Below are 25,210 nucleotides of genomic sequence, written 5' to 3'. Positions count from 1 at the left end.
TCTTAATTTATTAAGTTAGTAGTTCTTATGCAAGGGCGAAAGCGCTTGTAATCAATTTATTGAGTTAGTGGGACTTATGCATGAATTTTAACGCAGATTAAGCTTTTACACCTTTCAACTCTAATCAATTTGACAGTGTGTGACGACGAAGATTTTTAAATTAAATTAGATTTCTGTCTCATTTCTTTATTGTGTTGATTTTAATTAGTTAACTTTACAGTTATAATTATAAAAAAGTTTAATAAAAACATTTTAAACGATTAGGAGGATGATGGTTCTTATGAAAAAAATATTTCTAGCTACTTTGGTGAGTATGTTTATATTGATATTAGCACATTTAACGTATTATAATAGCGCATCTGCGAGTGAGCTTAAACATATCGAACAAGAGAATGATGTCACTATAGGTGTTTACGGTATGAATACTGATAATGGTAAAGTATACAAACATAACCCAGATGAAAGATTTGCATTTGCCTCTACCTATAAAGCCATTGCGAGCGGGATTTTACTTAATAATGTGCCTAACGATAAGCTTAATAAAAAGATAAAAATTAATGAACAAGATATTGTTGCGTATTCTCCAGTTACCGAAAAATACATAGGTAAAACAATATCATTGAAAAGTTTAGTGCAGGCATCTATGCTCCAAAGTGATAACACTGCAAATAATAAGATTATACAAGAAATTGGTGACATTGAAGGGTTTAACAATGAACTTAAAGGTCTAGGAGATTATATTTCAAAACCGCAAAGGTTAGAACCAGATTTAAATGATTACGATCCAACTAAAATTGCTGATACTACGACTCCAAGAGCAGCAGCAACAACCTTGCATAAATTGTTAGTTAGCAACCAAATGGATAAAGACAATCAAGCGTTATTAAAACAAGTTATGATTGAAAATGAAACTGGTGATAGTTTGATTAAAGCTGGTGTGTCTAAACAGTATATTGTTGGAGATAAGAGTGGCCAAGGTTTAACTTATGGAACACGCAATGATTTAGCATTCATATATACTGACAAACATAGAAAGCCAATTATTTTAGCAGTTTATACGAAACAAGATCAAAAAAACGCGAAACCTGATGACAAAATCATCGCAGCAGCAGCGGAAGAAGCAATTAAAAAATTGAATTGATAAATTTGTCCCATCGAAGAATCGAATCAATTACTGATAATAATTAAACAGAGGGGCATAGAGGAGTTTGAAATGGAAATTAAGCAAATGAAGTATTTTGTGGAAGTTGTGAAAAATGGTGGTATGACACAGGCATCGGAACATCTTTATATCGCGCAGTCTACAATTAGTAAGAATATCAAAAGTATTGAAGATGAATTTAGTATTACTTTGTTCGATAGACGAAAAAAGCACATTATACTGACAGATATTGGTCAAATATTTTATGATAAGTGCGTTGAAGCTTTGGCTGTACTGGATGATTTGTCGCTAGAAATGGGGGACGTCACAAACTTAGAACGAGGACATATTCGTGTTGGTATTTCTGCTATTATGAATGTTCGTTTATTTACAGAAAGTTTAAATGAATTTCATAATAAATATCCAAATGTAACGTATGAAGTGATAGAAGGTGGTGGAAAAGCTGTTGAATCTTATTTGAATAGCGACGAAATTGACGTCGGTATTACTACGTTGCCTGTAGATGATGACATTTACCATGGAGTACCTTTATATAACGAAAAGTTATTACTAGTGGTCGATAAAAATGCTGAGTTAGCGAAATACTCATCTGTGTATCTAGGGGATTTGAAGAGTGAAAAATTTATCATGTTTCATGATGATTATTATTTAAAAGACCAAATTATCGAAAGTTGTAGGAAAGTTGGCTTTCATCCGAAAACAGTAGCGAAAATGTCACAAATTACTTTTATTGAAAATATGATTCGAGATGGAATTGGTGTGAGTATTTTGCCTGAGAGTATTGTACGCATTTTAAATGATGGCGTTGTTGGCATTGAAATTACGGGGGCTGATGCTGCATGGAATTTAGGATTGGTTTGGAAAAAAGATAGCTATATGAACTATGTCACACATGAATGGATTCAATTTTTAACAGAGTACAAATGAATGTTGATTTGTAATGGCTAATTATTGCATTTAGCTAACACTAAGTATTCCAACAGGGAATGTTAAATATTCCAACTATGTATTTTAATCATATTAATTACCATACTATAATAGAGTGGTAGAGGGTTATGAGTACTCGCAAATAAATCATTCATAATGATTTATAGATAAGTATTTCATAATGTATTTATTTTATCGTACACCTAAGATACAACAGCAGTTTAATAGAAAGCGTTTTATTAACTGGGGTTCATAACTTATTAATCAAATTAAAAGCGTCTGAAATTATGTATTGCCTGGGTAATACGTTATTGCTGCACAGAGTCGTTGTGGCATAACCTAATATGGTTGTTATTTGTAAGCCTTAAACAGATGAATGATGTATTACTTGTAAGAATGTAGACATAATAATCAAAATGATAAATAAAACCAATGTTAAATTAACTTCTCCCAGTCATGAACGTTAAAAACACCCCATCCAACGCCATTGGTAAAGCATCATTTCGACACAGGATGCCACACCGTAGACGAAAGAATGAACCTAACTATACGTTATATTAACTGTATTTAACAAAACATATTGTTATACTGGCTGTTGTAAATCGATAAGATGACATACGTATTTATGAAGTCACTTATTAGATTTTAAAAACAATTACCAGACGAAACTATAATACATTGAACGAAATGGATATTTCGTTTGAAGTCATAAAAATGCATTAACCCTCTAGATAAATATCTCTCAAACAATTTCGCCCAAGTCTACACTGTCCATGTAGTCTTGGGCGCTTTGTTTATAGTATATATCAATATATTAATTAGTCTTCATTGCTTGTAGAAGGATGTAGGTGATACGTAGATTCTGTAGGTTCACCCTTGATGACTTGATCTAAAGTTGTGACAATTTGCTGTGCAATTTCAGCAGTCGGTACACCTATAGCTTGAACTGGATAATCCAATTTTTTTATTTGTGGAATATTGTCATAAGAATAAATTATAGGTTGTTGACGTGAATCCATAGCATTAATTGTACCTACAGTAATATCATAACTTCCGCAAATAACACCCGGTGAGAGGGTGTTGTTATTTAAAAATTGTTTGACCGCAGCTTCAGCATCCATTGCATTCAACCCGTTAGAATCGATAATTCGGTAGGTAACATTGTTGGTTTTACAGTAATTTATGATGGCTTCTTTTTTAGCAATTTGACGAGCATCTGTTGTATTAATGTCGCCAATATAGTCTATTGTATTAATGCCTTTAGCGAGCAATCCTTTTATTGCTATGACCATTGCTTCAGCATGATTTACGTTAATGATTGGATAAGGAATTGTACGGTCTACACCATAAGCTACCACAGGCACATTGTTATATATTTCTGGAGGTAGGTTAGAGTCGTCGCCTTCATCGAAAATAACAATACCGTCACAGCCAAATTCAACAAATTTTTTTGAAGCAGCAGCGACATCATCGATTGATACAAACATGACATAACCTAATGATTTAATAGCTAAATTAATTTCAGTAATGAGATGTGTTACAGCAACTCGATCTACAGATGGCCAGATTAATCCAATTGTGCCACTTTTTTTAGAAACAAGAGCTCTTGCGGAATGATTTGGGATATAATTCATCTCAACGGCCTTTTGTTGAATCATTTGTTTTGTTTTTGGTTTAACTAATTGGGAATTTTTTAATGCTTTACTGACTGTGGAATAGCTGACACCACAGGCTTCGGCAACATCTTTTAAAGTCACAGCCATAAAACTTCTCCTTGAAATAGATTGATTTAAGATAGAATTAATTATACCATAGAGACAAGCATTACAATATTTTTTTGGATATTAATAACAACGTTGTTATTTTTCGATCAAACTATTTTTAAAAAGGGGATGACAAGATGAATTCCGTAGAAACAATGAAAGCAATTCAACAGGAACAACATATTGCGGTGATGCGTACTGATGATGCTGAATCATTTTTAGATATTGCGCATACAATCATAGATAAGGGTCTTAATGTTATTGAAGTAACATTAACAACTCCGAATGCCATCGATATTATTGGTGAGTTATCAAAGAGAGAAGATGCGCTTATTGGTGCTGGCACAGTATTAGATAGCGTCTCTGCACGTAATGCCATTTTAAATGGTGCCAAATTTATAGTAAGTCCATCTTTTGATAAAGAGACGGCGAAAATGGCTAATCTATATGATGTACCTTATATTCCTGGATGTATGACTGTTAAAGAAATGGTCGAATCTTTACGATACGGTTGCAAAGTATTGAAACTATTTCCTGCGACACAGTTTTCTCCAAAATCTATAAAAGATTTTAAAGGACCTCTACCTCAAATTGAAATTGTTCCTACAGGAGGTATTAGTAAAGATAATCATCAAGAATGGTTAGACGCAGGAAGCTTTGCGGTCGGTATCGGAAGTGAAATAACAAAAATTTATCAACAACAAGGTAAAGTAGGTTTAATGGATTATGTAGATGAATTAAAAAGCGAGGGTAATTTATGACGGTATTTGGATTTGGTGAAGTGTTACTACGCTATACTCCGCCTAATTATGAACAGCTTAAAGATACACAGACATTTGACGTAAATGTCGGCGGCGCAGAATTGAATGCGCTCATCACATTAGCAGGATTTGGTCATAAAACAGAGATGTTAACGGTGTTACCACAACATGCACTGAGTCACATAGCATTACAAAAAATGTATCAAACACGTGTAGGCACTGAATTCGTGAAACAACAGCAAGGTAGAATAGGGACTTATTACATGGAAGAAAGTTTTGGTTATAGAAGCGGTAAAGTTATATATGATCGTGAGTATTCTACATTTGCGCAACATGGAAACACAGTTGTCGACGGCTTAGCTACACAAAGTGGCGATTTCTTCATCTTCACAGGTATTACATTAGCTGTTAATAAGGCTATTCGTGAGCAAATTGTATCAGTACTTACAGAATTAAAAGCACAAGGTACTAAAATTGTGTTTGATATTAATTTCCGTAGCAATTTATGGACAAAAGCAGAAGCATTACCGGTAATTCAATCTGTATTACCACTTGTAGATGTATTGTTCTTTGGTAAGAAAGACGCTACTCACTTGTTAGAAACGAACGACGAATATGATGATATTGAAACTTGTGCTAAGACAATACAAAAGCGATTTGATATAGATTTAATGGCTTCCAGTAATCGAGATATTGAACAAAGTACATTGCAAGGAATTGCATTAGCTGGCGAAAAATTCATAAGTGGTAAAGCATATTCATATACCGTACTTAACCGTATTGGAGCTGGTGATGCGTTTATGGCTGGATTTTTACATGGTCTAGCAAAGGGATGGCAATTAGATGCTATAACTGATTTTGCTACAAAATGCTCAGTGATACAACATACGACAAATAAAGATGCATTAAATATAGAAGAAAGTGCAGTTCATAATCTGTCGTCGCACTTTGGTGAACTGAAACGTTAAGGTCTAAATTAAAAGGAGCGAAAAACATGAAAAAATTTTTAGCTCTGTTTGTAAGCGTATTCTTTTTAGCTGGCATGTTAGTTATTGTGTTATCAGATTCTAAAGTTAGCGCAGAAAGTAAGAAAAAAGAAATTATGTTAGCGCATAATCAGCCAACCGAACATCCAGTACACAAATCACTTGAGATCTTTAAAGATAGATTAGAAAAAGAATCCCATGGACAGATAAAAGTTAATATATATCCAAATGGACAATTAGGTAGTGAACGTGAAGCTATAGAAATGACACAAACAAACGCAATACAGATGACTAAGGTTTCAGCAGGGGCATTAGAAAGTTTTTCTCCAACGTACTCCTTGTTTAATATGCCTTATTTATTTGAGTCGCAAGATAGTTATCGACATGTGATGCAAAAACAATCTGTACAAGATGCCTTTTTTAAATCAACTGCGGATAAAGGATTTTTAGGTATTACTTATTACGATGCAGGCATGCGTAATCTCTATACAAAAGATAAAAAAATTGAAACAAGTAAGGATTTAAAAGGGCTAAAAACTCGTGTGCAGCCTAGTAAAACAAGCGTCGATTTAATTAAATCACTTGGCGGTACGCCTACACCTATGGATTTTGGAGAGGTGTACACTGCAATGCAATCAGGTGTTATTGATGCTGGGGAGAATAACGAAACAGCATTAACAAGTAATAATCATGGTGAGGTGGCTAAAAATTATTACTATACGGAGCATGCCATAGTTCCAGACATATTAATAATGAATAAAGAAACCTACGACAGTTTTTCTAAAGAACAACAACAGTGGCTGAAAGATGCAGCGGCTTATTCAACTGACAAGCATGAAACGATTTGGGATAACGCGGTTGAGGATAGTAAGAAAACAGCTAAAGAAAAAATGGGTGTGAAATTCCATGACGTAGATAAATCATCATTCAAAGCGTCTTCAAAACCTTTACAAGATGAATTTAAAAAGAATCCAGACACTAAAGCGGATTATAAATTAATCGAAAAGGAGGAACAACGCTATGAAGAAAGCAAAGACAATCATTGATAAATTGTTGCTAACTTTAGCTGGTATTGCCCTTTTCGTAATGGTTATCCTGTCGATTTACCAAGTGTTGACACGTTTTATCTTTAATAGTCCAAGTACGGTAAGTGAAGAAATAGTAAGATTTTTACTAATTTGGTTTGGATTACTAAGTGCAAGTTATGTGTTCGGTATCAAACAGCATATAGCTATATTATTTATCCGTGAAAAATTACCACAGAAAATACAATTAATAATGGAAAAAATTTCGGATATTATTTTAATTATTGTAGCACTGGTTCTTATGATTTGGGGCGGTTATGAGGTAGTTAAATTGACATGGTTACAAATAGCACCTTCAACTGGTTTATCAATGGCTGTGATGTATAGCGCACTTCCTGTTTCTGGTTTGTTTATTATTTTTTATGCTATATATAACCTGTTAGATAAACAAGAATTAGCGACAGTCCAAGAAGCTAATAAGGAAGATGGAGGTGAGCATATATGACAATCATGGCAGGTTTAGTATTGTTTATAACTTTTTTCTTCTTCCTATTATTCGGTTTGCCTATTGCACTAGCGATTATTTTGAGTTCGCTCATCACGTTGTTAATAATTTTACCATTTGACGTGACCATAGTGACGGCAGCGCAACGTATGATTACAGGTATTGACGATTTTACGATGCTCGCCATACCACTATTCGTTTTGGCAGGTATCATAATGAACAATGGCGGCATTGCATTTAGGTTAGTTAACTTTGCAAAAGTGCTCGTAGGTCGTTTGCCTGGGTCATTAGCACATACCAATATTGTTGGGAACATGTTGTTTGGTTCAATCTCGGGATCAAGTGTAGCTGCCGCAGCAGCAATGGGGCGCATAATGGAACCTATGGAAGAAAAACAAGGTTATAAAAAAGAATACTCGGCAGCTGCTAATATTGCTTCGGCACCATCAGGTTTATTGATTCCACCGAGTTCATTACTCATTGTTTACTCGCTAGTGAGTGGCGGTACATCGATTGCTGCATTATTTATAGCTGGTTATATACCAGGAATATTGTGGGGCATTGCATGTATGATAGTAGCTTTTATTATGGCAAAAAAACAAGGATATAAAGTGTCCGAAAGTATTGGTTGGAGAGATAAATTATTTTTAACATTAGATGCTTTGCCAAGTTTGTTATTAATTGTCGTTGTTATTGGCGGTATCGTTTCAGGTGTATTTACTGCGACTGAGGGCGCAGCTGTAGCCGTACTTTATTCGACTATATTATCGCTTATTTATAAAAGTTTATCATTGAAACAAATTCCTAATGTGATAAAAGAGACTGCAGAGATAAGTGGGATGATATTGTTCTTAATCACTGCTTCTGCATTGTTCTCGCTTGTTATGAGTTATACGGGGTTACCTGAAGCAATTTCAAATGGCATTATTTCTATGACTGATAATCCAATCATTTTATTACTATTAATAAATGTCATTTTACTGGTGATCGGTACGTTTATGGATATCACGCCAGCTGTATTAATATTTACGCCGATATTTTTACCAATTTCAGAAGTTTTAGGCTTAGACCCAATTCATTTTGGGATTATTATCGCTTTTAACTTATGCATTGGTAACATCACACCACCAGTAGGTAGTGCATTATTTGTAGGTGCAAGTGTTGGCGGCGTACGTGTAGAAGCAGTATTTAAATATTTAGTACCATATTTCATCGCATTAATTATCTTGATGCTATTTATTACATTTATCCCAGAACTTTCATTATTCCTTCCTAAATTATTAGGATTATAGAAAAGGAGAAAAATATTATGTCATTAATTACTGATGATTTTTTACTAAACAATAAAACAGCAGTGAAGTTATATGAAAAGGCGAAAGATTTACCTATTTATGATTTCCATTGTCATTTAGACCCTAAAGAAATTTATGAAAATAAAAATTATGAGAATATTACGCAGCTTTGGTTAGGGGGAGACCATTATAAATGGCGGTTAATGAGGGCTTACGGTATTGAAGAAGCATATATCACTGGTAATGCAGATGACTTTGATAAGTTCCAAGCATTTATGCATATGTTGCCGTATTCAATCGTTAATCCGATGTACCATTGGTGTGCACTTGAATTAAAACGTTATTTTAATGAGGATACTGATTTAGATAAAGTAAATATAAAAAAACTTTATAAATCATTAAACCGTAAATTAGCTAAGACGTCACACACACCACAGAATTTAATAAAGCAAAGTAATGTGAAAGTTGTATGTACGACAGATGACCCATGTGACGATTTGAAATATCATCGATTGTTAAATGAAGATAAAAAAGTAACATTCAAGGTATGTCCTACATTTAGACCGGATAGCTATGTATTTTTAAGTAGTGCAACAGTGCAAGAAAAAATAACTAAATTAGATGAAGCGACTGATTGTGACATTAATAACTTAAATAATTATATCGAAGCATTGAAAGCACGTGTGCATTACTTTGATAGACAAGGAGCTAGAAGTTCGGATCAAAGTTTTGAAAAAACACCATTAATGACTGCTTCGTCTGAAGAAGCTAATGCGATATTTGAAACATTAGTAAGTGGTCAAAGTGTTTCAGAAACTGAACAATATGAATTAGCAGGCTATATTTTAACAGAAATTAGTAAAGTCTATCACGAATTGAATTGGGTAGTTCAATTCCACTTAGGTCCTACAAGAAATAATAATACAAATATGTATGACAAAGTAGGCCCAGACAGTGGTTTCGATAGTGTTGGAGAACAACTCAGCGCAAAGAGGTTAAATGCTATGCTAGACCATCTTGAGCAACATCAGGCACTTTCAGACACTATTATATACCCTAATAATGGAAATGATCATTTAATGGTTCAAGCGACTGCAGGTAACTTTTCAAATAGTGAACACAAAGTACAGTTAGGTGCGGCATGGTGGTTTAATGATACTAAAGAAGGCATGGAACGTCACCTAGTAGATTATGCCAACGTTGGTTTATTGTCTAAATTTGTCGGCATGTTAACAGACTCTCGTAGCATGATTTCTTATACACGCCACGAGTATTTTAGAAGAATATTATGTAATTTCTTGGGAGAAAAGATTGAAAAAGGAGAAATTGCATTATCACCATCGACAATTGATCAAATGGTGAAAGATATTTGCTATAACAATGCAGTTAATTTATTCAAAATTGAAGGAGTTAAGGAGGAATAATTATGGAATTATCATTTCGTTGGTACGGGGAAGATGACCCCGTAACTTTAAAAAACATTAAACAAATTCCAGATATGAAGCAAATTGTTACGGCGATTTACGATATACCAGTTGGTGAGGTTTGGACTTCCGAACGAATTTCTCAGTTAAAACAATCTATTGAAGCGGAAGGCTTAAAATTTGAAGTGGTAGAAAGTCTTCCAGTTAGTGAAAAAATTAAAATGGGGACGACAGAACGTGACGCTTTAATTGAAAATTATAAAATATCATTGGAAAATTTAGCGGCTAATGGCATTAAAACAGTCACATATAATTTTATGCCTGTATTTGATTGGACTCGTTCACAGCTAGATTACGAACTTGATGATGGATCTAATACATTGATTTATAAACACGATCAGTTGAAAGATATCGATCCTTTAACAACAGATTTGAATTTACCAGGATGGGACGAAAGTTATTCGAGAGCAGAGATGAATCAACTCATTACAACATATCGTGAAATGTCAGATGAACAATTGTGGGCAAACTTAAAATATTTCTTAGACGCAGTGTTACCTACTGCAATTGAGCACGATATTGATTTAGCGATTCATCCGGACGATCCACCATGGTCAATTTTTGGTATTCCTCGTATTATCAAGAATAATGACAGTTACAGACAATTACTAGCAATAAATGATAGTAAACATAACGGTATCTGTTTCTGTACTGGGTCTCTAGGATCCTTAGCTGAGAATGATTTGCCAACTATGATTCGAGAATTTGGTGAGCATATTCATTTTGTCCATATGCGTAATGTAAAACGCTTAGATGAATTTTCATTCGTTGAAACAGGCCACTTATCTAAAAATGGATCTGTAGATATGAAAGCAGTTGTAGAAGCATTAAGAGATATAGAATATAAAGGTACAATTAGACCAGACCATGGACGTATGATCTGGGGAGAAACAGGGAAAGCAGGCTATGGATTGTTCGATAGAGCATTAGGGGCAACATATATTAATGGTTTAATTGAAGGAGTGAGTAAATAATGACTGCACAATTTAAAGACATTAATGTCGTTATTACAGGAGCAACAGGAGTAATAGGTTCAACATTTGTGAAATCACTTGTAGAAAAAGGTGCGAATGTGGGGATTCTAGGACGTTCCGAAGAGAAAATTGTGGATTTACAAAATGAAATTGATAAAGAAAGAACACAAACCGTTGCACTGGTAGCTAACGTATTAGATAAATCGTCGTTACAACAAGCCAAACAAACGTTTAACGATAAATTTGGAAAAATTTCAGTACTTATTAATGGCGCAGGTGGTAATAATCCAAATGCTACAACGAATGATGAAATGTATGATGAAGACGGTGATAAAACCTTCTTCGATTTAACAGAAGAAGGTGTAGATAAAGTGTTTAAGTTAAACTACACAGGTACATTCTTACCATCACAAGTATTTGGTGAAGATGTTGTAGAAGTTGAAACAGGAACGATTATTAACATATCATCTATGAATGCTTTTACACCATTAACGAAGATTCCAGCATATAGTGGTGCTAAAGCATCAGTGAGTAACTTTACACAGTGGTTAAGCACTTACTTTGCAGGGCGAATTCGTGTTAACGCAATTGCACCAGGTTTCTTTGAAACAAACCAAAATAGAGCATTGCTGCGTAATGAAGATGGCTCATATTCCGAACGTGCTTCGAAAATTTTATCCCAAACACCAATGAATCGTTTTGGCGAACCTGAAGAAATTTTAGGTACACTTTATTGGTTAATGGATAACGATATGAGTGGATTTGTTACTGGTATAGTCGTACCAGTCGATGGTGGATTCTCATCATATTCTGGAGTTTAGAAAAGATTGATAACTGGCCGAAGTGTCAGTTAGTCGACAGGTCGAAGGAGAAAATAGCCAAATGACTGCATAGCTGAAGTCGGTTTCAGTTAAGAAACGGAGTCGTTATGTTGTAAAGGTTTATATACTTAACCACATATTACTATCATTGTAAAAAATGACAAAGTAAATATTATAATAAATATATGAATGGTTAATTATTGTTGAGGGAGTGTGATACGAAATCGATGTAATCAAAATTGGTTTCTGATCCACTCTTATTTTTATTGTAAAAGTATGTAGCTCAATTATGAAAAAGCATTGATAATAATTATCACTTAATCCATAATGAAAGACATATGCACATTTATAAATTATAGATTAGGTGGGATGTTGTGAAATCATTTTTGAAATATTATAAGCCATACAAAGGATTATTTTTTATAGATTTTGGTTCTGCCATAGTTGTCGGTTTATTAGAGTTAATATTTCCACTCATAACGAGTATTTACATAGATCGTCTGTTACCAACGAATAATTGGAATCTTATTGTGATTTTTGGATTAGTATTACTAGGCATTTTTGCTATTGAATCAGTGCTTAAATTTGTTGTCACGTACTGGGGGCATAAGTTAGGCACAAATATAGAGCGAGATATGCGTAATGATTTATATAGTCATATTCAAAAATTAAACTTTAAGTATTTTGATAATCAAAAGTCTGGGAAATTAATAGGACGACTAACCAATGATTTAATGGATATTGGTGAAGCAGCGCATCATGGCCCAGAAGATATATTTCTATCTATTATGACTTTAATCGGTGCGTTTGTAATTATGTTAACGATTGATGTGAAATTAGCGCTTATTACATTCTGTGTTGTGCCGATTGTTTTTATATTAGCTATATATTTCAGTCAAAAAATGTCTCGAGCATTTAAAGGGCTATTCGCGAATGTGTCTCGTTTTAATGAATTGATAGCAGATAATGTTGGTGGTATTAGATTAGTTCAAGCATTTACTAATGAACGTCATGAACAACAGAAATTCAATAGTATAAATGACAATTTTAGAGCTACCAAATTAAAGGCATATAATTACATGTCTTGGAATATTACAATTAGTCATATCGCCCAAAAATTAACACTGGTTATTGTGTTAATCGTAGGTAGTTATTTCGTATTACATGGAGATTTAAGTTACGGCGGTATCGTAGCATTTATTATGATTACGAATGTATTATTTAAACCTTTAGAACAAATTAACATGATTATCGAATTATTTCCAAAAGCTATTGCAGGATTTAATAATTTTAGAGAAATCTTAGCATTAGATCCTGAAATACAAGATAATCCACATGCTACTAAGATGCCGACAAAGCCTAAGACTATTGAATATAAAGATGTGTCGTTTGGCTATGGGGAGACACCCATTTTAAATCATATGAATTTAACAATTCATCAAGGTGAGAAGATCGCATTAGTTGGTCCAAGCGGTAGTGGCAAGACTACAATTAGTTCGTTATTACCACGCTTTTATGAAGTAGATGAAGGTGATATTTTAATAGATGGGCAAAGTATTCGTTCTATCCAATTAGCTTCATTACGTTCAGAAATTGGAGTTGTTCAGCAAGATGTTTTCTTGTTCTCTGGCACATTAAGGGATAATATTGTCTATGGACATTTAGATGCCGATGAAACACAGATATGGAATGCCATCCGTAACGCTCAACTAGAAACATTTATAAATGAGTTGCCATTCGGACTTGATACACTCGTAGGAGAAAGAGGTACAAAATTATCTGGTGGACAAAAACAACGTATATCGATTGCGAGAATGTTTTTGAAAGACCCATCTATTATTATTTTAGATGAAGCAACAAGTGCACTAGATATTGAAACAGAAAATAAAATTCAAAAAGCGTTTAAGAAACTTTCGGAAGATCGAACATCTTTAATTATTGCGCATAGGTTATCAACGATTAAAGATGTAGATCGTATAATATTTATAAAAGACGGACAAATATTGGAAGAGGGAAGTCATGAAACCCTTATGCAGCAAGAAGGTCCATATAAACAACTTTACACATCACAATTTGCGGAAGTTGAGACTTTTTAATTTTAAAGTAGATAAATAAAAAGCGTGCATCAATAGGCTCAGTACCTAATGGTGCACGCTTTTTTGTTCACACAAATAGTAAATAGTGTTTGTATATTGGGACTGTTTTTTAAAAGGGTTCAGATTGTGTGTTTACATTTACCGTAATGATTTTATTAAAGTGATTGTGATAACTTTGCCAATCAATTTTTGAGTTAGTTTGGTCCGTTACCAATACATCGATTGCGTCATTAGGACAAACGTGATAAAGAGACACTTTGTCAAATTTAGAACTGTCAGTAAGCACATAAATTTCTTTGGCTTGTTTAACCATTTGTATTTTTGTAGAAGCTAGTGTGTCATTAAAGTGTGTAACGCCTTTTTCTAAATCAATAGCAGGTGTTGCGAGAAATAATTTAGAAGGGTTAAATCGTTTAAGTGCTTCGTTTGTCATCATACCATTCAACAAGTAATTATCTTTATATAAGGTACCACCAGTAACGATGACTTGGTTAGATGTTGATTTTAAAATAGAAGCAATATGAATATCATTAGTAATAATTGTTAAATTGCTTTTTTGTGCAAGTGCACGCGCAAAATGTAATGTCGTCGATCCAGAATCAATGAACAAAGTGTCGTTCGCCTCAATAAATTCAGCAGCTTTTTGACCTATAGCTACTTTCTCATAATAATAACTTGTTTCACGGTCATCAAAGTTTAATTCATCCCAAACCTCCGTGTCATTTAATACGACACCACCATGCGTCCGCTTGATGTGGTTGTACTGTTCTAATTTATTTAAGTCACGACGAATCGTTGCTTCATGTACATTGAATTCATTAGCTAACGTGTGTATCGTGGCTTTCTTATTAGCTTTCAAAAATGTAATAATATGTTGTTCTCTTTCTGCTGGTAACACCGACGACCACCTCCTAAAATTATTGTTTGGCTATTACTAATTATGTGGGATATTCACCATTTTGCATATGTTTTGGCATTTTAATAAAATAAGTCAGGAATGTACTGATAAAGTATAAAATGGCAAGGACCCAAATCACGCCGATTGCGTCTATACTACCGATGAATAGATAAACAATCATTGGACCGACAAATACAGGTAAGCCAGCACCTAAGTTAAGCACGGATAAAGCTGCGCCCTTATCTTTTTTAACAAGGGAAGGTACTAATGCAGATAGTGGTACATATGCTGCAATAAACGCACCCCAACAGAAACCAACAATTGTTAATAAAGCTAAATTGCCATCTGTCCAAATAGGGACATAACCCATCAATAGTACCGAAATACCGCTTCCAATGCCACCGAAATACATTACAGTATTACGCCAACCAATCTTGTCCCCAACAACACCGAAGATAAGGTTAAACAAGATATTACCAACAAAAATGGTGGACCATACCGCTAGCCATTTAGAGGTCGGGATACCAAAAGATGATAAATAAATAGGTAAGAAAACTGGAAACGCGAATTGTGCCGTCGTATTAATGACACGAACAATACCACCCAATAACACTTTTGGTTCTTCGGCAACAATAGTTACCCCTTTAAATACTTCTTTAAGTTTTTCTAAAGCACTACCTTGGCTTGAAGGTAGTGTGTCTTTATTTAATATTATAGTAAAGAAACCACCTAGAACAACCCATATTAATGAGCTCCATAATGTATTTATATGCCCTAAATATTCGATTGCCCAAATAGAATAGAGGGCGCCAAGAACGTTTAAGCCACCTGTGAAGACAAACCAAAACCATCCAACAGCTGCGCCGAGTGTCTTTTGTTCTGAACGATACGATATCCATACTAAGAATGAATAAGCAAATAAGGGATAACCCAAACCTCTTAATGCATATGCTGGTAACATTAGTGATAAGTTTTGAGACGGAATTGCAAAGCCAACAAAGAAAATAGTACCGATAATATAGAAGAATAAGCCTAATAACATGGTACGTTTACCCCCAAGTGCTTCCGCAAATACACCACTGAGCCAACTTGCTATAGCAACTGTTACACCATATGCAGAGAAGAGTAAACTTGTTTCTTGAACAGAGAAACCATGTCCATGTAGCCAAGGGCTTAGCCAACCAATCTCTAAGCCGTCACCCATCATAAAGACGATGATACCAATATAGCCCCAAATAATTTGTCGAGGCATACCTAGAATAGAACTTGAATTATTCATTTATAAACCACCTTTTTAGTCATTTTTCCAATGATATTGTAAATAAGTTTTCTTCCATCCTTTGTTTGCTGTTGTATCATCTAACGCTACTTTTAAATCATTTGTGTTATAAATATGATAGTAAGTGTCAGGAATTAACTGTCTTAACGCTTTCTGATATTGTTTGTTGCTGAAAGCATTGATAAGCTGTTCGAATTCGCGTTTTGTACTACGAGAGCTCCCTGAAAATGTTAGGCCTTTTTCAAGTACATCACGCGTATTGATACCGACCCGCTCCTCAGTGACACCCATTAATACAATATGACCTTGTCTATCAATTAAGTCGATGGCTTGGTTAATAGCAGATTCAGAGAATTTGCCGCCAGCACATTCAAACACAGTATGTACGCCACGATGTTGTTTGAAATCATAGTCAAAGACTAAATGAGTCGTTGCAAAACTTTCGAAAGCAGCTAACTTTTCTTCGATGGCTCCAAACACTAACAATTGTTCTTGTTTTATACCGTGAATATAATGTAATGCTGTAGCTGCTAAGTAACCAACGGGGCCATCACCGAATATGGCAACTTGAGGAGAGTTATCTGTAGTGATATGTTCAAGTTGATTGATAGGGAATAACGAAACAGAACATAATTCTGCTAACAAAGCAACGTCTTCATCTAAAGTATCAGGTACTTTAACTACATTATCGCCAGGTACCACCAGTTGATCTTGGCATATACCATCAAAGCCGCTTCCCATAAATAAAGCATGTTCATCATAATTATCTTGATAAGGAGAAGATGCAAAAGTTTGTTTACGTAGGTAAGAAGGAATATTTGGAACAATGACAACCTTGTCACCTTGGATGAAATCTGGATGCTTGGAATCTTCAACGATACCAATTCCTTCATGAAACAATGCCATAGGTAATTTTTTTGCGAGTGCTTCAGGACGACGATTACCTGTGTAATAGCGTAAATCTGCATGACAGACACTTGCTTTAGTTGGTCTAATAATAATATCTCTATCATCGTAGTCATGAATAAGTGTAGCTTGTTCGAATTGACCAGGTTCAGTTAATCGGAAAGCATTCGATTGAATCTTCATATTTGCACATCTCCTTGATATTATTTGTTCATATATGTTTATATCGACAATAGTAAACGCTTACAAGTAAATTTGTCAAACTTATTTTGTTCTGTTTTGCAGTTATTTGTTTTTTTATGATTTTTTATGTTGATTTTTAGTTTGAATTTAATTATGATTTAAGAAAGCGTTTTCTTAAAGAGAGGTAAATGGGGGGCTTATACAATGACATACAGCATAGGCATTGATTTTGGTACTGGTTCAGGTAGAGTATTTTTGATTAATACCGAAAATGGGAAAATTGAAGAACAATATATAAAAAACTATACACATGGCACAATAGAAGGTGAGTTGGGTGGAGAGAAACTACCCCAAAGTTTTGCGCTCCAAAATGCCAATGATTATATGGAAATCATTGAGACAGGTATTCCTGCCATTATAGAAAGAACCAATATTTCAGTGTCTGAAATCGTAGGCATAGGCATTGATTTTACATCTTCAACAGTTATATTTGTAGATGAACAAATGGAACCCATACACAATAGAGCAGGTTTTCAAGATAATCCACATGCTTATGTAAAGCTGTGGAAACACCATGGCGCACAAGATGAAGCAGATTTATTATTTAAGACGGCATTAGAAGCTAAAAATAGATGGTTAGGGTACTATGGATTTAACGTTAGTAGTGAATGGATGATTCCTAAAATCATGGAAGTTAACAATAAAGCACCTGAAGTTATGGACGTTACAGCAAATATTATGGAAGCGGGCGACTGGATTGTAAATCGTCTGACTGGTCAGAATGTAAGGTCTAATTGTGGCTTGGGCTTCAAATCATTTTGGGAAGCAGAGACAGGTTTTCATTATGATTTATTTGATAAAGTAGACTCAAATTTATCAAATATTGTACGTACAAAAGTTGATGCACCAGTAGTCAGTATAGGGGATAGTGTAGGTACTTTATGCAAAGAGATGGCAGAAAAACTAGGTTTGTCACCAGAGACACATGTCAGTCCGTTTATCATTGATGCACACGCAAGTTTATTAGGTATTGGTTCAGAGAAAGATAAAGAAATGACAATGGTTATGGGGACCAGCACATGTCATTTAATGCTTAATAAAGAACAACATAAAGTTCCCGGGATTTCTGGATCAGTTAAAGGAGCCATCATTCCGGATTTATATGCTTATGAAGCGGGGCAAACGGCAGTAGGTGATTTGTTTGAATATGTCGCGAAGCAAGCCCCTTATGATTATGTTAAAACAGCAGAATCACGTGGAATTTCTATATTTGATTTACTTAATGAAAAAGCTGCTCAACTTTATCCAGGTGAAAGTGGTCTTATTGCTTTAGATTGGCATAACGGTAATCGTAGTGTATTAAGTGATAGTAATTTAAAAGGTAGTCTCTTTGGAATGAGTTTACAGACAAGACATGAGGAAATCTATCGTGCATATTTGGAGGCAACTGCATTTGGTGCAAAAATGATTATGCAACAATATCAAGGATGGCAAATGGAAGTTGATCATGTATTTGCTTGTGGAGGTATTCCTAAAAAGAATGGTTTATTGATGGAAATCTATGCCAATATATTAAATAAGAAGATTACTGTAATTGATAGTGAATATGCACCAGCTATTGGTGCAGCAATATTAGGTTCTATTTGTGGAGGCGCCCATCCTGATTTCAATTCAGCTATAAAGGCGATGAAAGAACCGGTACTTTATCAAGTAGAACCAGATGCTCAACAAGTACGTATTTATAAAAAATTATTCAGCGCTTACAAAGAATTGCATGATTTACATGGTTACAAAAAAGCACGTATTATGCGTAATGTTAGTGCATTAATGTAACTTTACAGTTATAATACAATTTGAAATAGTTAATGCTACAATTGGGAACACTAGGTATTTGTGGTTTATAGGTGTAAAAAGAGGAAATGATATAGTAATTAATATTACTAAGGGGATGACTGTTGTGGAGTGGGAAATCGTAAATTTAAATATAGAATTTAAAGTGAACGCTTCGGTTGAAAAAGTGTTTGAGGCATGGACAGAACCAAAGATTTTCAAGAAATGGTTGTATACCTCTAAAGAAACAAATAAAGTCGCACAGAACCAGTTTGAAATTAATGGTGAGTGGGAGATAGTTGATGAAAGAGAAGGTAAAACATATAAAGCGACAGGTACATATATGGATATTGTAAAACCATATAAATTGATGTACTCATTTAAAATGCCCCAATTTAGTGATTTAGAAGATATCATAACCGTTGAGTTTATAGATTTAGAAAATGAAACACAAGTTAAATTTAATCAAGGTTTAAAAGTACCTTTAAACGACACAATTAACAAGCAATCATACGAACAATCAAAGGAAGATACTAAAAAGCAAACAGAAGAAGGATATAATGAAATGTTTGAGCAACTAAAGCAAATACTTGCTTAATAACAGACGTGAAATCATTATATAGTATTATCATATGAATATAAGTCCCTTATTACATAATGAAGGTAATGAGGGGCTTGGTATGTATTTTAGTTAGTTATGTTATGTAATACGAGTTACTTTTTCATCGTGTTCCTAATAAGGTTAAAGAGTAATTCTCAGCGATAGAGAAACAACATTGTTTATATTAATAAAGGTTATACATATAGGTTGATTAGAAGTTGAAGCGATATTTTACTATATTATTTATGCACGTTGGAAAATAGAGAAGTTATAATTTACTCTATAAAAACAAAAAACTACTAATCTCCCGTGAATACAGTTGATTAGTAGTTTGAAAAGTTATATTTAAAAGTTGTACAGAGACTGTAAGACTATGATACTTGATTATAAAAGATTAGGACATAAAGGTACTAATAGCATCTATTAAACTATAAATACCTAAAAAGCTTACGACTAAAACCACTATTCCCCCGATAATATTAAGCCAAAGCGTATTAGTAAAGTGACCCATTAAGTTCTTCTTATTAATAATAATAAAAATTAAAATGGCCACAATAGGTAAAATGATACCATTTAAGGCTTGGGCAATGAGTAATACTTGAAGCGGTTCAAAGCCTAAGGCCGAAGTGATAATACCTATAATTATGATAATAGTAAATACTGTCTTATACTTTTTACTTTTCATACCGCCTTGCCATCCGAGTAGGCTGCTAATAGTAGCGGCAGCACCTGTGGGTGAAGCAATAGCTGATGATAGACCTGCAGCAAACAAACCAACACTGATTGCGATTGGAGCCGCATCACCTAACACGGGTTCCAGTGGGCCTGCAAGTTGTATCACACTTGTGACCTCTTTACCTTGGATTAAAGTGGCTGCAGAGATTAATATCGCTGCGGATATAATACCGCCAACTGAGATGGAGATGACTGTATCCCAACGTGCAAATTTTAATTCTTTTATATGACCAAACCGTTCATGGACTGCAGTAGAATGGATGAAGAAATTGTAGGGCACAACTGTTGTACCAATAAGTGCAATGACCGTGAGGATTGAACCATTTGGTATTGTAGGTACAAAGACACCTTTTAAGATACTTATAACATCTGGTTTAATAACAATCATAGTAGTAATAAATATAATACCCATGATAACCATGAGTAGGATCATTATTTTTTCTAAAAAACGATAATTACCAAATAAGCCGATGAGTAATATAATGACACCAATTACGGGTGCTACCCAATGTTCAGGCAAATTTAGTAAATAGGAAGCACCAAGTGAGGTGCCAATCAAGTCACCACTTATATATGCTGCACAACCAATAGTTACAGCAATTAAAGTGAACCAAACTATAATCAGCTTGCCAAGTTTATTTTTAAATAAGTCTTGGATGGCCTCGCCCAAGCCCTCACGGGTGACAAGTGATAACCGAATAATCATCTCTTGCAGTACAATTGTAGCGATGATGGAAAATGCTACCGCCCAAAGTAAACTATAGCCAAATCCTGCGCCACCTTGAGTCATGGTCGTCACAGTGCCTGGACCAATGAAAGAGGCTGTAATAATCATTCCTGGACCAAGTGAACGTAAAACTTTCTTAGCACTTTTTAGCAATTAAACCACTCCTCAAATTATTTTGATTGATTTAAATAAGCGACGTGGCCAGCAAGTACATATAGTACTGCTGTAGAGACAAAGTGAGCTGAGTTTTGGTTGGCATCCATCATTGGATATACTTCTACATAATCCATACCACAAAGACCTAATTTACCAAATTCATGAATCATTGTTAATAATTCATAAGAGGTGATGCCGTTACCATCTACCGGTCCTCCTGGATTAAATGCAAAGTCCAATACATCACTGCAAATTGTTAAATACACAACATCAACATATTGACTTGCTTGTTCATAAATGTCGTGTGCATACTTTTTTAAATCCTGAGCTTCACGAATATCATTTATTGTTAAAGTAACAGCCCCTGCTTGTTGAGCATAACGACCTGTAGCAGGTTGGTTTCGAGGACCGTGAATACCTGTGTGAATAATACTTTCATTTCGTATGCCATCGGTATTATAAAGATGCATGAAAGGCGTATTACGTGCATAAGATTCACCCTCATAGTCCGGCATATTATCATAGTGGGCGTCTAAATGTATGATGCCAACTTTTTTACCAGTTTCTGTTAAAGATTTAAGGATAGGATATGTAACACCGTGTTCACCGCCAAAGCCTACTAAGAACTTTCCACTTTCCCAAAGTGGTTTAGTGAAATTAGCAATATTATCATAGCTTTGTTTATTGTCGTGTGCTACAAATGGAACATCGCCCACATCTCCAATAGTTAAGTGTTCGCTGATATCAATATGATTTAACTCGGGTAAATATTGACTGTAACGCGCGGAACAAACGCGTATTTGTTTTGGGCCTAATTCAACCCCAGTATAATTTCCCCAAGTACTTTCACCTTCAAATGGTGCGCCATAAACGATGACATCTGTTTCTAAAGTATTTGTTTGAGTTAGGTTCTTACTATTTAAAAAACATGGAACATTACCGTAAATATTATTTTTCATAATGTATATCCTCCCCTTTATTGTAAATAAGTATATAGATTATTATTTTGTATTTCAAATAAATTTGAAAATTCGAATTTCAATAAGAGGGAAATATTAACTAAATAATTTATGTTGTTATTAAATTAATATTAAAAGGAAAAGTTACTATGCAGGGGGAGTGAGTAGTTCTTATTTATTAGTAGGCTAGTGATAAAGAAACAAAACATCCACTAGCGTCATTTAACGCCAGTGGATATTATAAACAAGTTCTATATATTTTTTTATGAATTCGCATGATACATATTAAGCATTAAGCCCAACCGCGGAAACGTGATGCTTCAGCAGTACGTTTGATTCCTAATACATAAGCGGCTAAACGCATATCCATTTTTCTATCTTCTGCTAAGTCATATATTGTATTAAAAGCTTCAACCATTTTTTCACGTAGCTTCGTATTAACTTCAGCTTCTGGCCAATAGTAACCTTGATTATTTTGTACCCATTCAAAGTAAGAGACGGTTACGCCACCAGCACTAGCTAAGACATCAGGAATAATTAAGACGTCACGATCAGTTAAAATACGTGTCGCTTCTGGGGTAGTCGGTCCATTAGCTGCTTCAGCGATAATTTTTGCTTTAATTTGATGCGCATTATTCTCAGTGATTTGATTAGATAGTGCAGCAGGTACTAAGATATCACAATCAACCTCAAATAATTGTTCTTTAGGTATATTCTCATCAAATAGGTGTGTGACTCTGCCATGTTGCTCTTTGAGTTCAACTAGATGATCAACATCTAAACCATTCGGGTCATGTAACGCTCTGAAACTTTCAGATATAGCTACAATTTTGGCACCCATATCATGTAAGATCTTTGCGATAAAGCTTCCAGCATTACCAAAGCCTTGAATCGCAACACGAGATCCTTTAATATCAATATTTCTCCGCTTTGTTGCTTCTTCAATTGTGATGACTGCACCTAACGCAGTGGCACGGTTACGGCCTTGTGAACCGCCTAAAGAAAGGGGTTTACCCGTAATAAATGCAAAGGCATTGGAACGGTTAATCTTACTATATTCATCCATCATCCAAGACATAATTTGTGGATTTGTATAAACATCTGGTGCTGGGATATCACTCTCAGGACCAACAAATTGTGAAATTGCTTTAACATAACCACGAGATAAACGTTCTAATTCTTGGTTGCTCATTTGTCTAGGATCACAGATAATGCCACCTTTACCGCCACCAAATGGTAGGTTGGTGATGCCACATTTCATCGTCATCCACATGGATAACGCTTTAACTTCTTCTTTATTTACATCTGGATGGAAACGTATACCACCTTTAGTAGGACCAACGGCATGATTATGTTGTGCACGATAACCGGTAAATGTTTTAACAGTACCGTCATCCATACGGACTGGGATACGTACTTCTAAAAATCTTAAAGGTTCTTTGATGAGTTCATACATGCCGTCATCAAAACCTAATTTATGTAAAGCTTCTTTCGTAATTTCCTGGGTTGAAGTTACTAAATCATTATATTCTGTCATTACATAGCTCCTTTATCTGTTACTTATATTTCATGGTAAGGCCGTGAAGAATGAAAAGCAATACTAAAAACTGAATTTTTATAAAAGTTTGAAAATTCAGTTAAAAAGATAGCGCTTACTTATTTAAATAATTTACTGATGTGTATACAACTGTGTTTGAATTTTGAGTAGTATATTTTGTAACTTTATATTGACTAAATTTTCAGAAATCAATAGAATGATTAATAATATAAAAAATTATATATTTAGTACTTAAAGATAAGGAGCACATAAAATGGAACAAACGACATTCAAACGTGCTATGAAACAACGTCATCTTATGTTATTGAGTTTTGGCGGTGTCATTGGTACAGGTTTATTTTTAAGTTCTGGATATACATTACAGCAAGCAGGTCCACTAGGTACTGTATTGTCTTATTTAGTAGGTTCAATCCTCGTATACTTAGTTATACTTTGTTTGGGACAATTAGCCATTAAACATCCAGTAACAGGAGGATTTCATACATATGCTAGCAAATATATTCATCCTTCTGTGGGGTACATTGTTGCATGGTTTTATTGGTTAACGTGGACGGTAGCATTAGGATCTGAATTTACTGCAGTAGGTATTTTGATGCAAAAATGGTTCCCTGAAATACCCGAATACATATTTGCTGCCAGTGCGATTATATTGGTATTGATTTTTAATATCATATCGACAAGGTTCTATGCAGAAGTTGAATTTTATTTTTCGATGGTAAAAGTGGTCACGATTATTGTATTTATTATTTTAGGTATTTGCGTCATCTTAGGTATAATCCATTACAATGGATATGATGGAATAAACACAATTACACAGAGATACACTAATCCTACTTTTCCTAATGGTATAGGAGCAGTATTTTTAACAATGTTGGCTGTGAATTATGCTTTTAGTGGAACGGAGTTAATAGGAATTGCGGCTGGTGAAACTGAAAACCCTAAGCAAGTTATTCCTAAGGCGATACGCGCCACTTTATGGAGACTAGTTATCTTCTTTATAGGAACGATGGTTATTATCTCGATATTAATTCCTAGTTATCAAGGCAAATCTCTAGAAAGTCCTTTCGTGGTGATTTTTCAAAAAATGGGGATTCCATATGCTGGGGACATTATGAATTTAGTGATTATTACTGCGTTATTATCTGCTGCTAATTCAGGGTTATATGCTGCAAGCAGAATGATATGGAGTTTATCAAATGAAGGTGTGTTTCCTAGATGGTTTGGACGTTTAAATAAATATCGAATGCCTGTAAATGCAACGTTATTTAGTATGATAGGTGGTTTGTTAGCTTTATTATCAAGTATTTATGCAGCGGATTCACTATATGTAGTACTTGTATCTATTGCTGGTTTAGCCGTAGTAATTGTTTGGATGAGTATATGTGTTTCTTACTTTAATGCCAAAAGAGTTGATCATAGTTTGAAAATACATCAATCAGTACCTATTATTGGATTTATTTTGTGTTTAGTATCGTGTGTTGGTATGGTTTTTGACTCTAATCAAGCACCAGCGCTTTATTTCGGTGTGCCTTTTGCAGCAATCGCATTATTATACTATTTTATTAAGTACCACAAGAAATGA

At 34.5% G+C, this 25,210-nt stretch carries 21 protein-coding genes; 14 read left to right on the top strand and 7 right to left on the bottom strand.

From position 1 onward, the window contains the following. The first annotated feature begins 313 nt into the window (after positions 1-313). Positions 314-1,141, top strand: a complete 828-nt coding sequence (gene bla, locus ACSUE0_RS08875; RefSeq protein WP_436957061.1) for a class A beta-lactamase — start codon at positions 314-316, stop codon at positions 1,139-1,141. Positions 1,142-1,213: 72 nt separating this feature from the next. Further along, complete coding sequence (cidR, locus tag ACSUE0_RS08870) at positions 1,214-2,089, top strand: cidABC operon transcriptional activator CidR (RefSeq protein ID WP_119613444.1); 876 nt, start codon at positions 1,214-1,216, stop codon at positions 2,087-2,089. A gap of 818 nt (positions 2,090-2,907) precedes the next feature. On the opposite strand, the gene ACSUE0_RS08865 is transcribed toward cidR, so the two are convergent. Beyond that, a complete protein-coding gene (locus ACSUE0_RS08865) occupies positions 2,908-3,852 on the bottom strand; it encodes a LacI family DNA-binding transcriptional regulator (RefSeq protein ID WP_436957024.1) in 945 nt (314 codons plus the stop codon). A gap of 137 nt (positions 3,853-3,989) precedes the next feature. On the opposite strand from ACSUE0_RS08865, the gene eda reads away from it, so the two are divergent. From eda to ACSUE0_RS08820, 9 genes are all read left to right on the top strand, one after another. After that, positions 3,990-4,613 (top strand): bifunctional 4-hydroxy-2-oxoglutarate aldolase/2-dehydro-3-deoxy-phosphogluconate aldolase, encoded by a 624-nt coding sequence (gene eda / locus ACSUE0_RS08860; RefSeq protein WP_436957022.1) that lies wholly within the window; start codon positions 3,990-3,992, stop codon positions 4,611-4,613. Then, the gene (locus ACSUE0_RS08855; protein WP_436957020.1) at positions 4,610-5,581 is read left to right on the top strand and encodes a sugar kinase; all 972 of its coding nucleotides are present in this window, start codon (positions 4,610-4,612) and stop codon (positions 5,579-5,581) included. Before eda ends, ACSUE0_RS08855 begins: the two co-directional genes overlap by 4 nt. Positions 5,582-5,607: 26 nt before the next feature. Further along, positions 5,608-6,645 carry a TRAP transporter substrate-binding protein gene (locus tag ACSUE0_RS08850; RefSeq protein WP_119613448.1) on the top strand — a complete coding sequence of 346 codons (1,038 nt, stop codon included), beginning with the start codon at positions 5,608-5,610 and terminating at the stop codon, positions 6,643-6,645. After that, a complete protein-coding gene (locus ACSUE0_RS08845) occupies positions 6,620-7,129 on the top strand; it encodes a TRAP transporter small permease (protein WP_017722986.1) in 510 nt (169 codons plus the stop codon). The genes ACSUE0_RS08850 and ACSUE0_RS08845 overlap by 26 nt, the downstream gene beginning before the upstream one ends. Then, a complete protein-coding gene (locus tag ACSUE0_RS08840; protein WP_436957018.1) occupies positions 7,126-8,421 on the top strand; it encodes a TRAP transporter large permease in 1,296 nt (431 codons plus the stop codon). The genes ACSUE0_RS08845 and ACSUE0_RS08840 overlap by 4 nt, the downstream gene beginning before the upstream one ends. Positions 8,422-8,438: 17 nt before the next feature. Further along, positions 8,439-9,845 (top strand): glucuronate isomerase, encoded by a 1,407-nt coding sequence (gene uxaC, locus ACSUE0_RS08835; RefSeq protein ID WP_436957016.1) that lies wholly within the window; start codon positions 8,439-8,441, stop codon positions 9,843-9,845. Positions 9,846-9,847: 2 nt separating this feature from the next. Next, entirely contained in the window at positions 9,848-10,879 is a 1,032-nt protein-coding gene (locus ACSUE0_RS08830; RefSeq protein ID WP_436957014.1) for a mannonate dehydratase, read from the top strand. Then, complete coding sequence (locus ACSUE0_RS08825) at positions 10,879-11,700, top strand: SDR family oxidoreductase (RefSeq protein ID WP_436957012.1); 822 nt, start codon at positions 10,879-10,881, stop codon at positions 11,698-11,700. The genes ACSUE0_RS08830 and ACSUE0_RS08825 overlap by 1 nt, the downstream gene beginning before the upstream one ends. A gap of 374 nt (positions 11,701-12,074) precedes the next feature. Next, positions 12,075-13,796, top strand: coding sequence for an ABC transporter ATP-binding protein (locus ACSUE0_RS08820; protein ID WP_119613454.1), 1,722 nt, complete (start codon positions 12,075-12,077; stop codon positions 13,794-13,796). Between the two features lie 109 nt (positions 13,797-13,905). Here the strand turns inward: ACSUE0_RS08820 and ACSUE0_RS08815 are convergent, their stop codons facing one another. Genes ACSUE0_RS08815 through ACSUE0_RS08805 form a run of 3 tightly spaced genes read right to left on the bottom strand, consistent with a single transcriptional unit; the run spans position 13,906 to position 17,062 of the window. Further along, on the bottom strand, positions 13,906-14,694 hold the full coding sequence (locus ACSUE0_RS08815) for a DeoR/GlpR family DNA-binding transcription regulator (RefSeq protein ID WP_119613455.1): 789 nt from the start codon (positions 14,692-14,694) through the stop codon (positions 13,906-13,908). A gap of 40 nt (positions 14,695-14,734) precedes the next feature. Continuing rightward, complete coding sequence (locus tag ACSUE0_RS08810) at positions 14,735-15,973, bottom strand: MFS transporter (RefSeq protein WP_436957009.1); 1,239 nt, start codon at positions 15,971-15,973, stop codon at positions 14,735-14,737. Positions 15,974-15,988: 15 nt separating this feature from the next. Continuing rightward, on the bottom strand, positions 15,989-17,062 hold the full coding sequence (locus tag ACSUE0_RS08805; protein ID WP_436957008.1) for an alcohol dehydrogenase catalytic domain-containing protein: 1,074 nt from the start codon (positions 17,060-17,062) through the stop codon (positions 15,989-15,991). Between the two features lie 204 nt (positions 17,063-17,266). On the opposite strand from ACSUE0_RS08805, the gene ACSUE0_RS08800 reads away from it, so the two are divergent. Continuing rightward, positions 17,267-18,895, top strand: coding sequence for a ribulokinase (locus ACSUE0_RS08800; protein WP_436957006.1), 1,629 nt, complete (start codon positions 17,267-17,269; stop codon positions 18,893-18,895). A gap of 115 nt (positions 18,896-19,010) precedes the next feature. Further along, on the top strand, positions 19,011-19,490 hold the full coding sequence (locus ACSUE0_RS08795) for an SRPBCC family protein (protein WP_436957004.1): 480 nt from the start codon (positions 19,011-19,013) through the stop codon (positions 19,488-19,490). A 397-nt stretch (positions 19,491-19,887) separates the two neighbouring features. Here ACSUE0_RS08795 and ACSUE0_RS08790 read toward each other — a convergent pair whose 3' ends face one another. The 3 genes from ACSUE0_RS08790 to ACSUE0_RS08780 all read right to left on the bottom strand — a co-directional run bounded on the left by ACSUE0_RS08790 (position 19,888) and on the right by ACSUE0_RS08780 (position 23,607). Next, the gene (locus ACSUE0_RS08790; protein WP_436957002.1) at positions 19,888-21,108 is read right to left on the bottom strand and encodes an Nramp family divalent metal transporter; all 1,221 of its coding nucleotides are present in this window, start codon (positions 21,106-21,108) and stop codon (positions 19,888-19,890) included. Between the two features lie 17 nt (positions 21,109-21,125). After that, positions 21,126-22,070, bottom strand: a complete 945-nt coding sequence (locus ACSUE0_RS08785; RefSeq protein ID WP_119613460.1) for an agmatinase family protein — start codon at positions 22,068-22,070, stop codon at positions 21,126-21,128. Between the two features lie 292 nt (positions 22,071-22,362). Continuing rightward, complete coding sequence (locus ACSUE0_RS08780; protein WP_119613461.1) at positions 22,363-23,607, bottom strand: Glu/Leu/Phe/Val family dehydrogenase; 1,245 nt, start codon at positions 23,605-23,607, stop codon at positions 22,363-22,365. 274 nt (positions 23,608-23,881) lie between these two features. On the opposite strand from ACSUE0_RS08780, the gene ACSUE0_RS08775 reads away from it, so the two are divergent. Then, positions 23,882-25,210, top strand: coding sequence for an amino acid permease (locus ACSUE0_RS08775; protein WP_119613462.1), 1,329 nt, complete (start codon positions 23,882-23,884; stop codon positions 25,208-25,210).

Source organism: Staphylococcus sp. AS1337 (assembly GCF_051408735.1).
Lineage (GTDB): Bacteria > Bacillota > Bacilli > Staphylococcales > Staphylococcaceae > Staphylococcus > Staphylococcus xylosus_B.
Note: the sequence above shows the minus strand (reverse complement) of the source record. Positions and strands in the feature narration are given on the sequence as shown.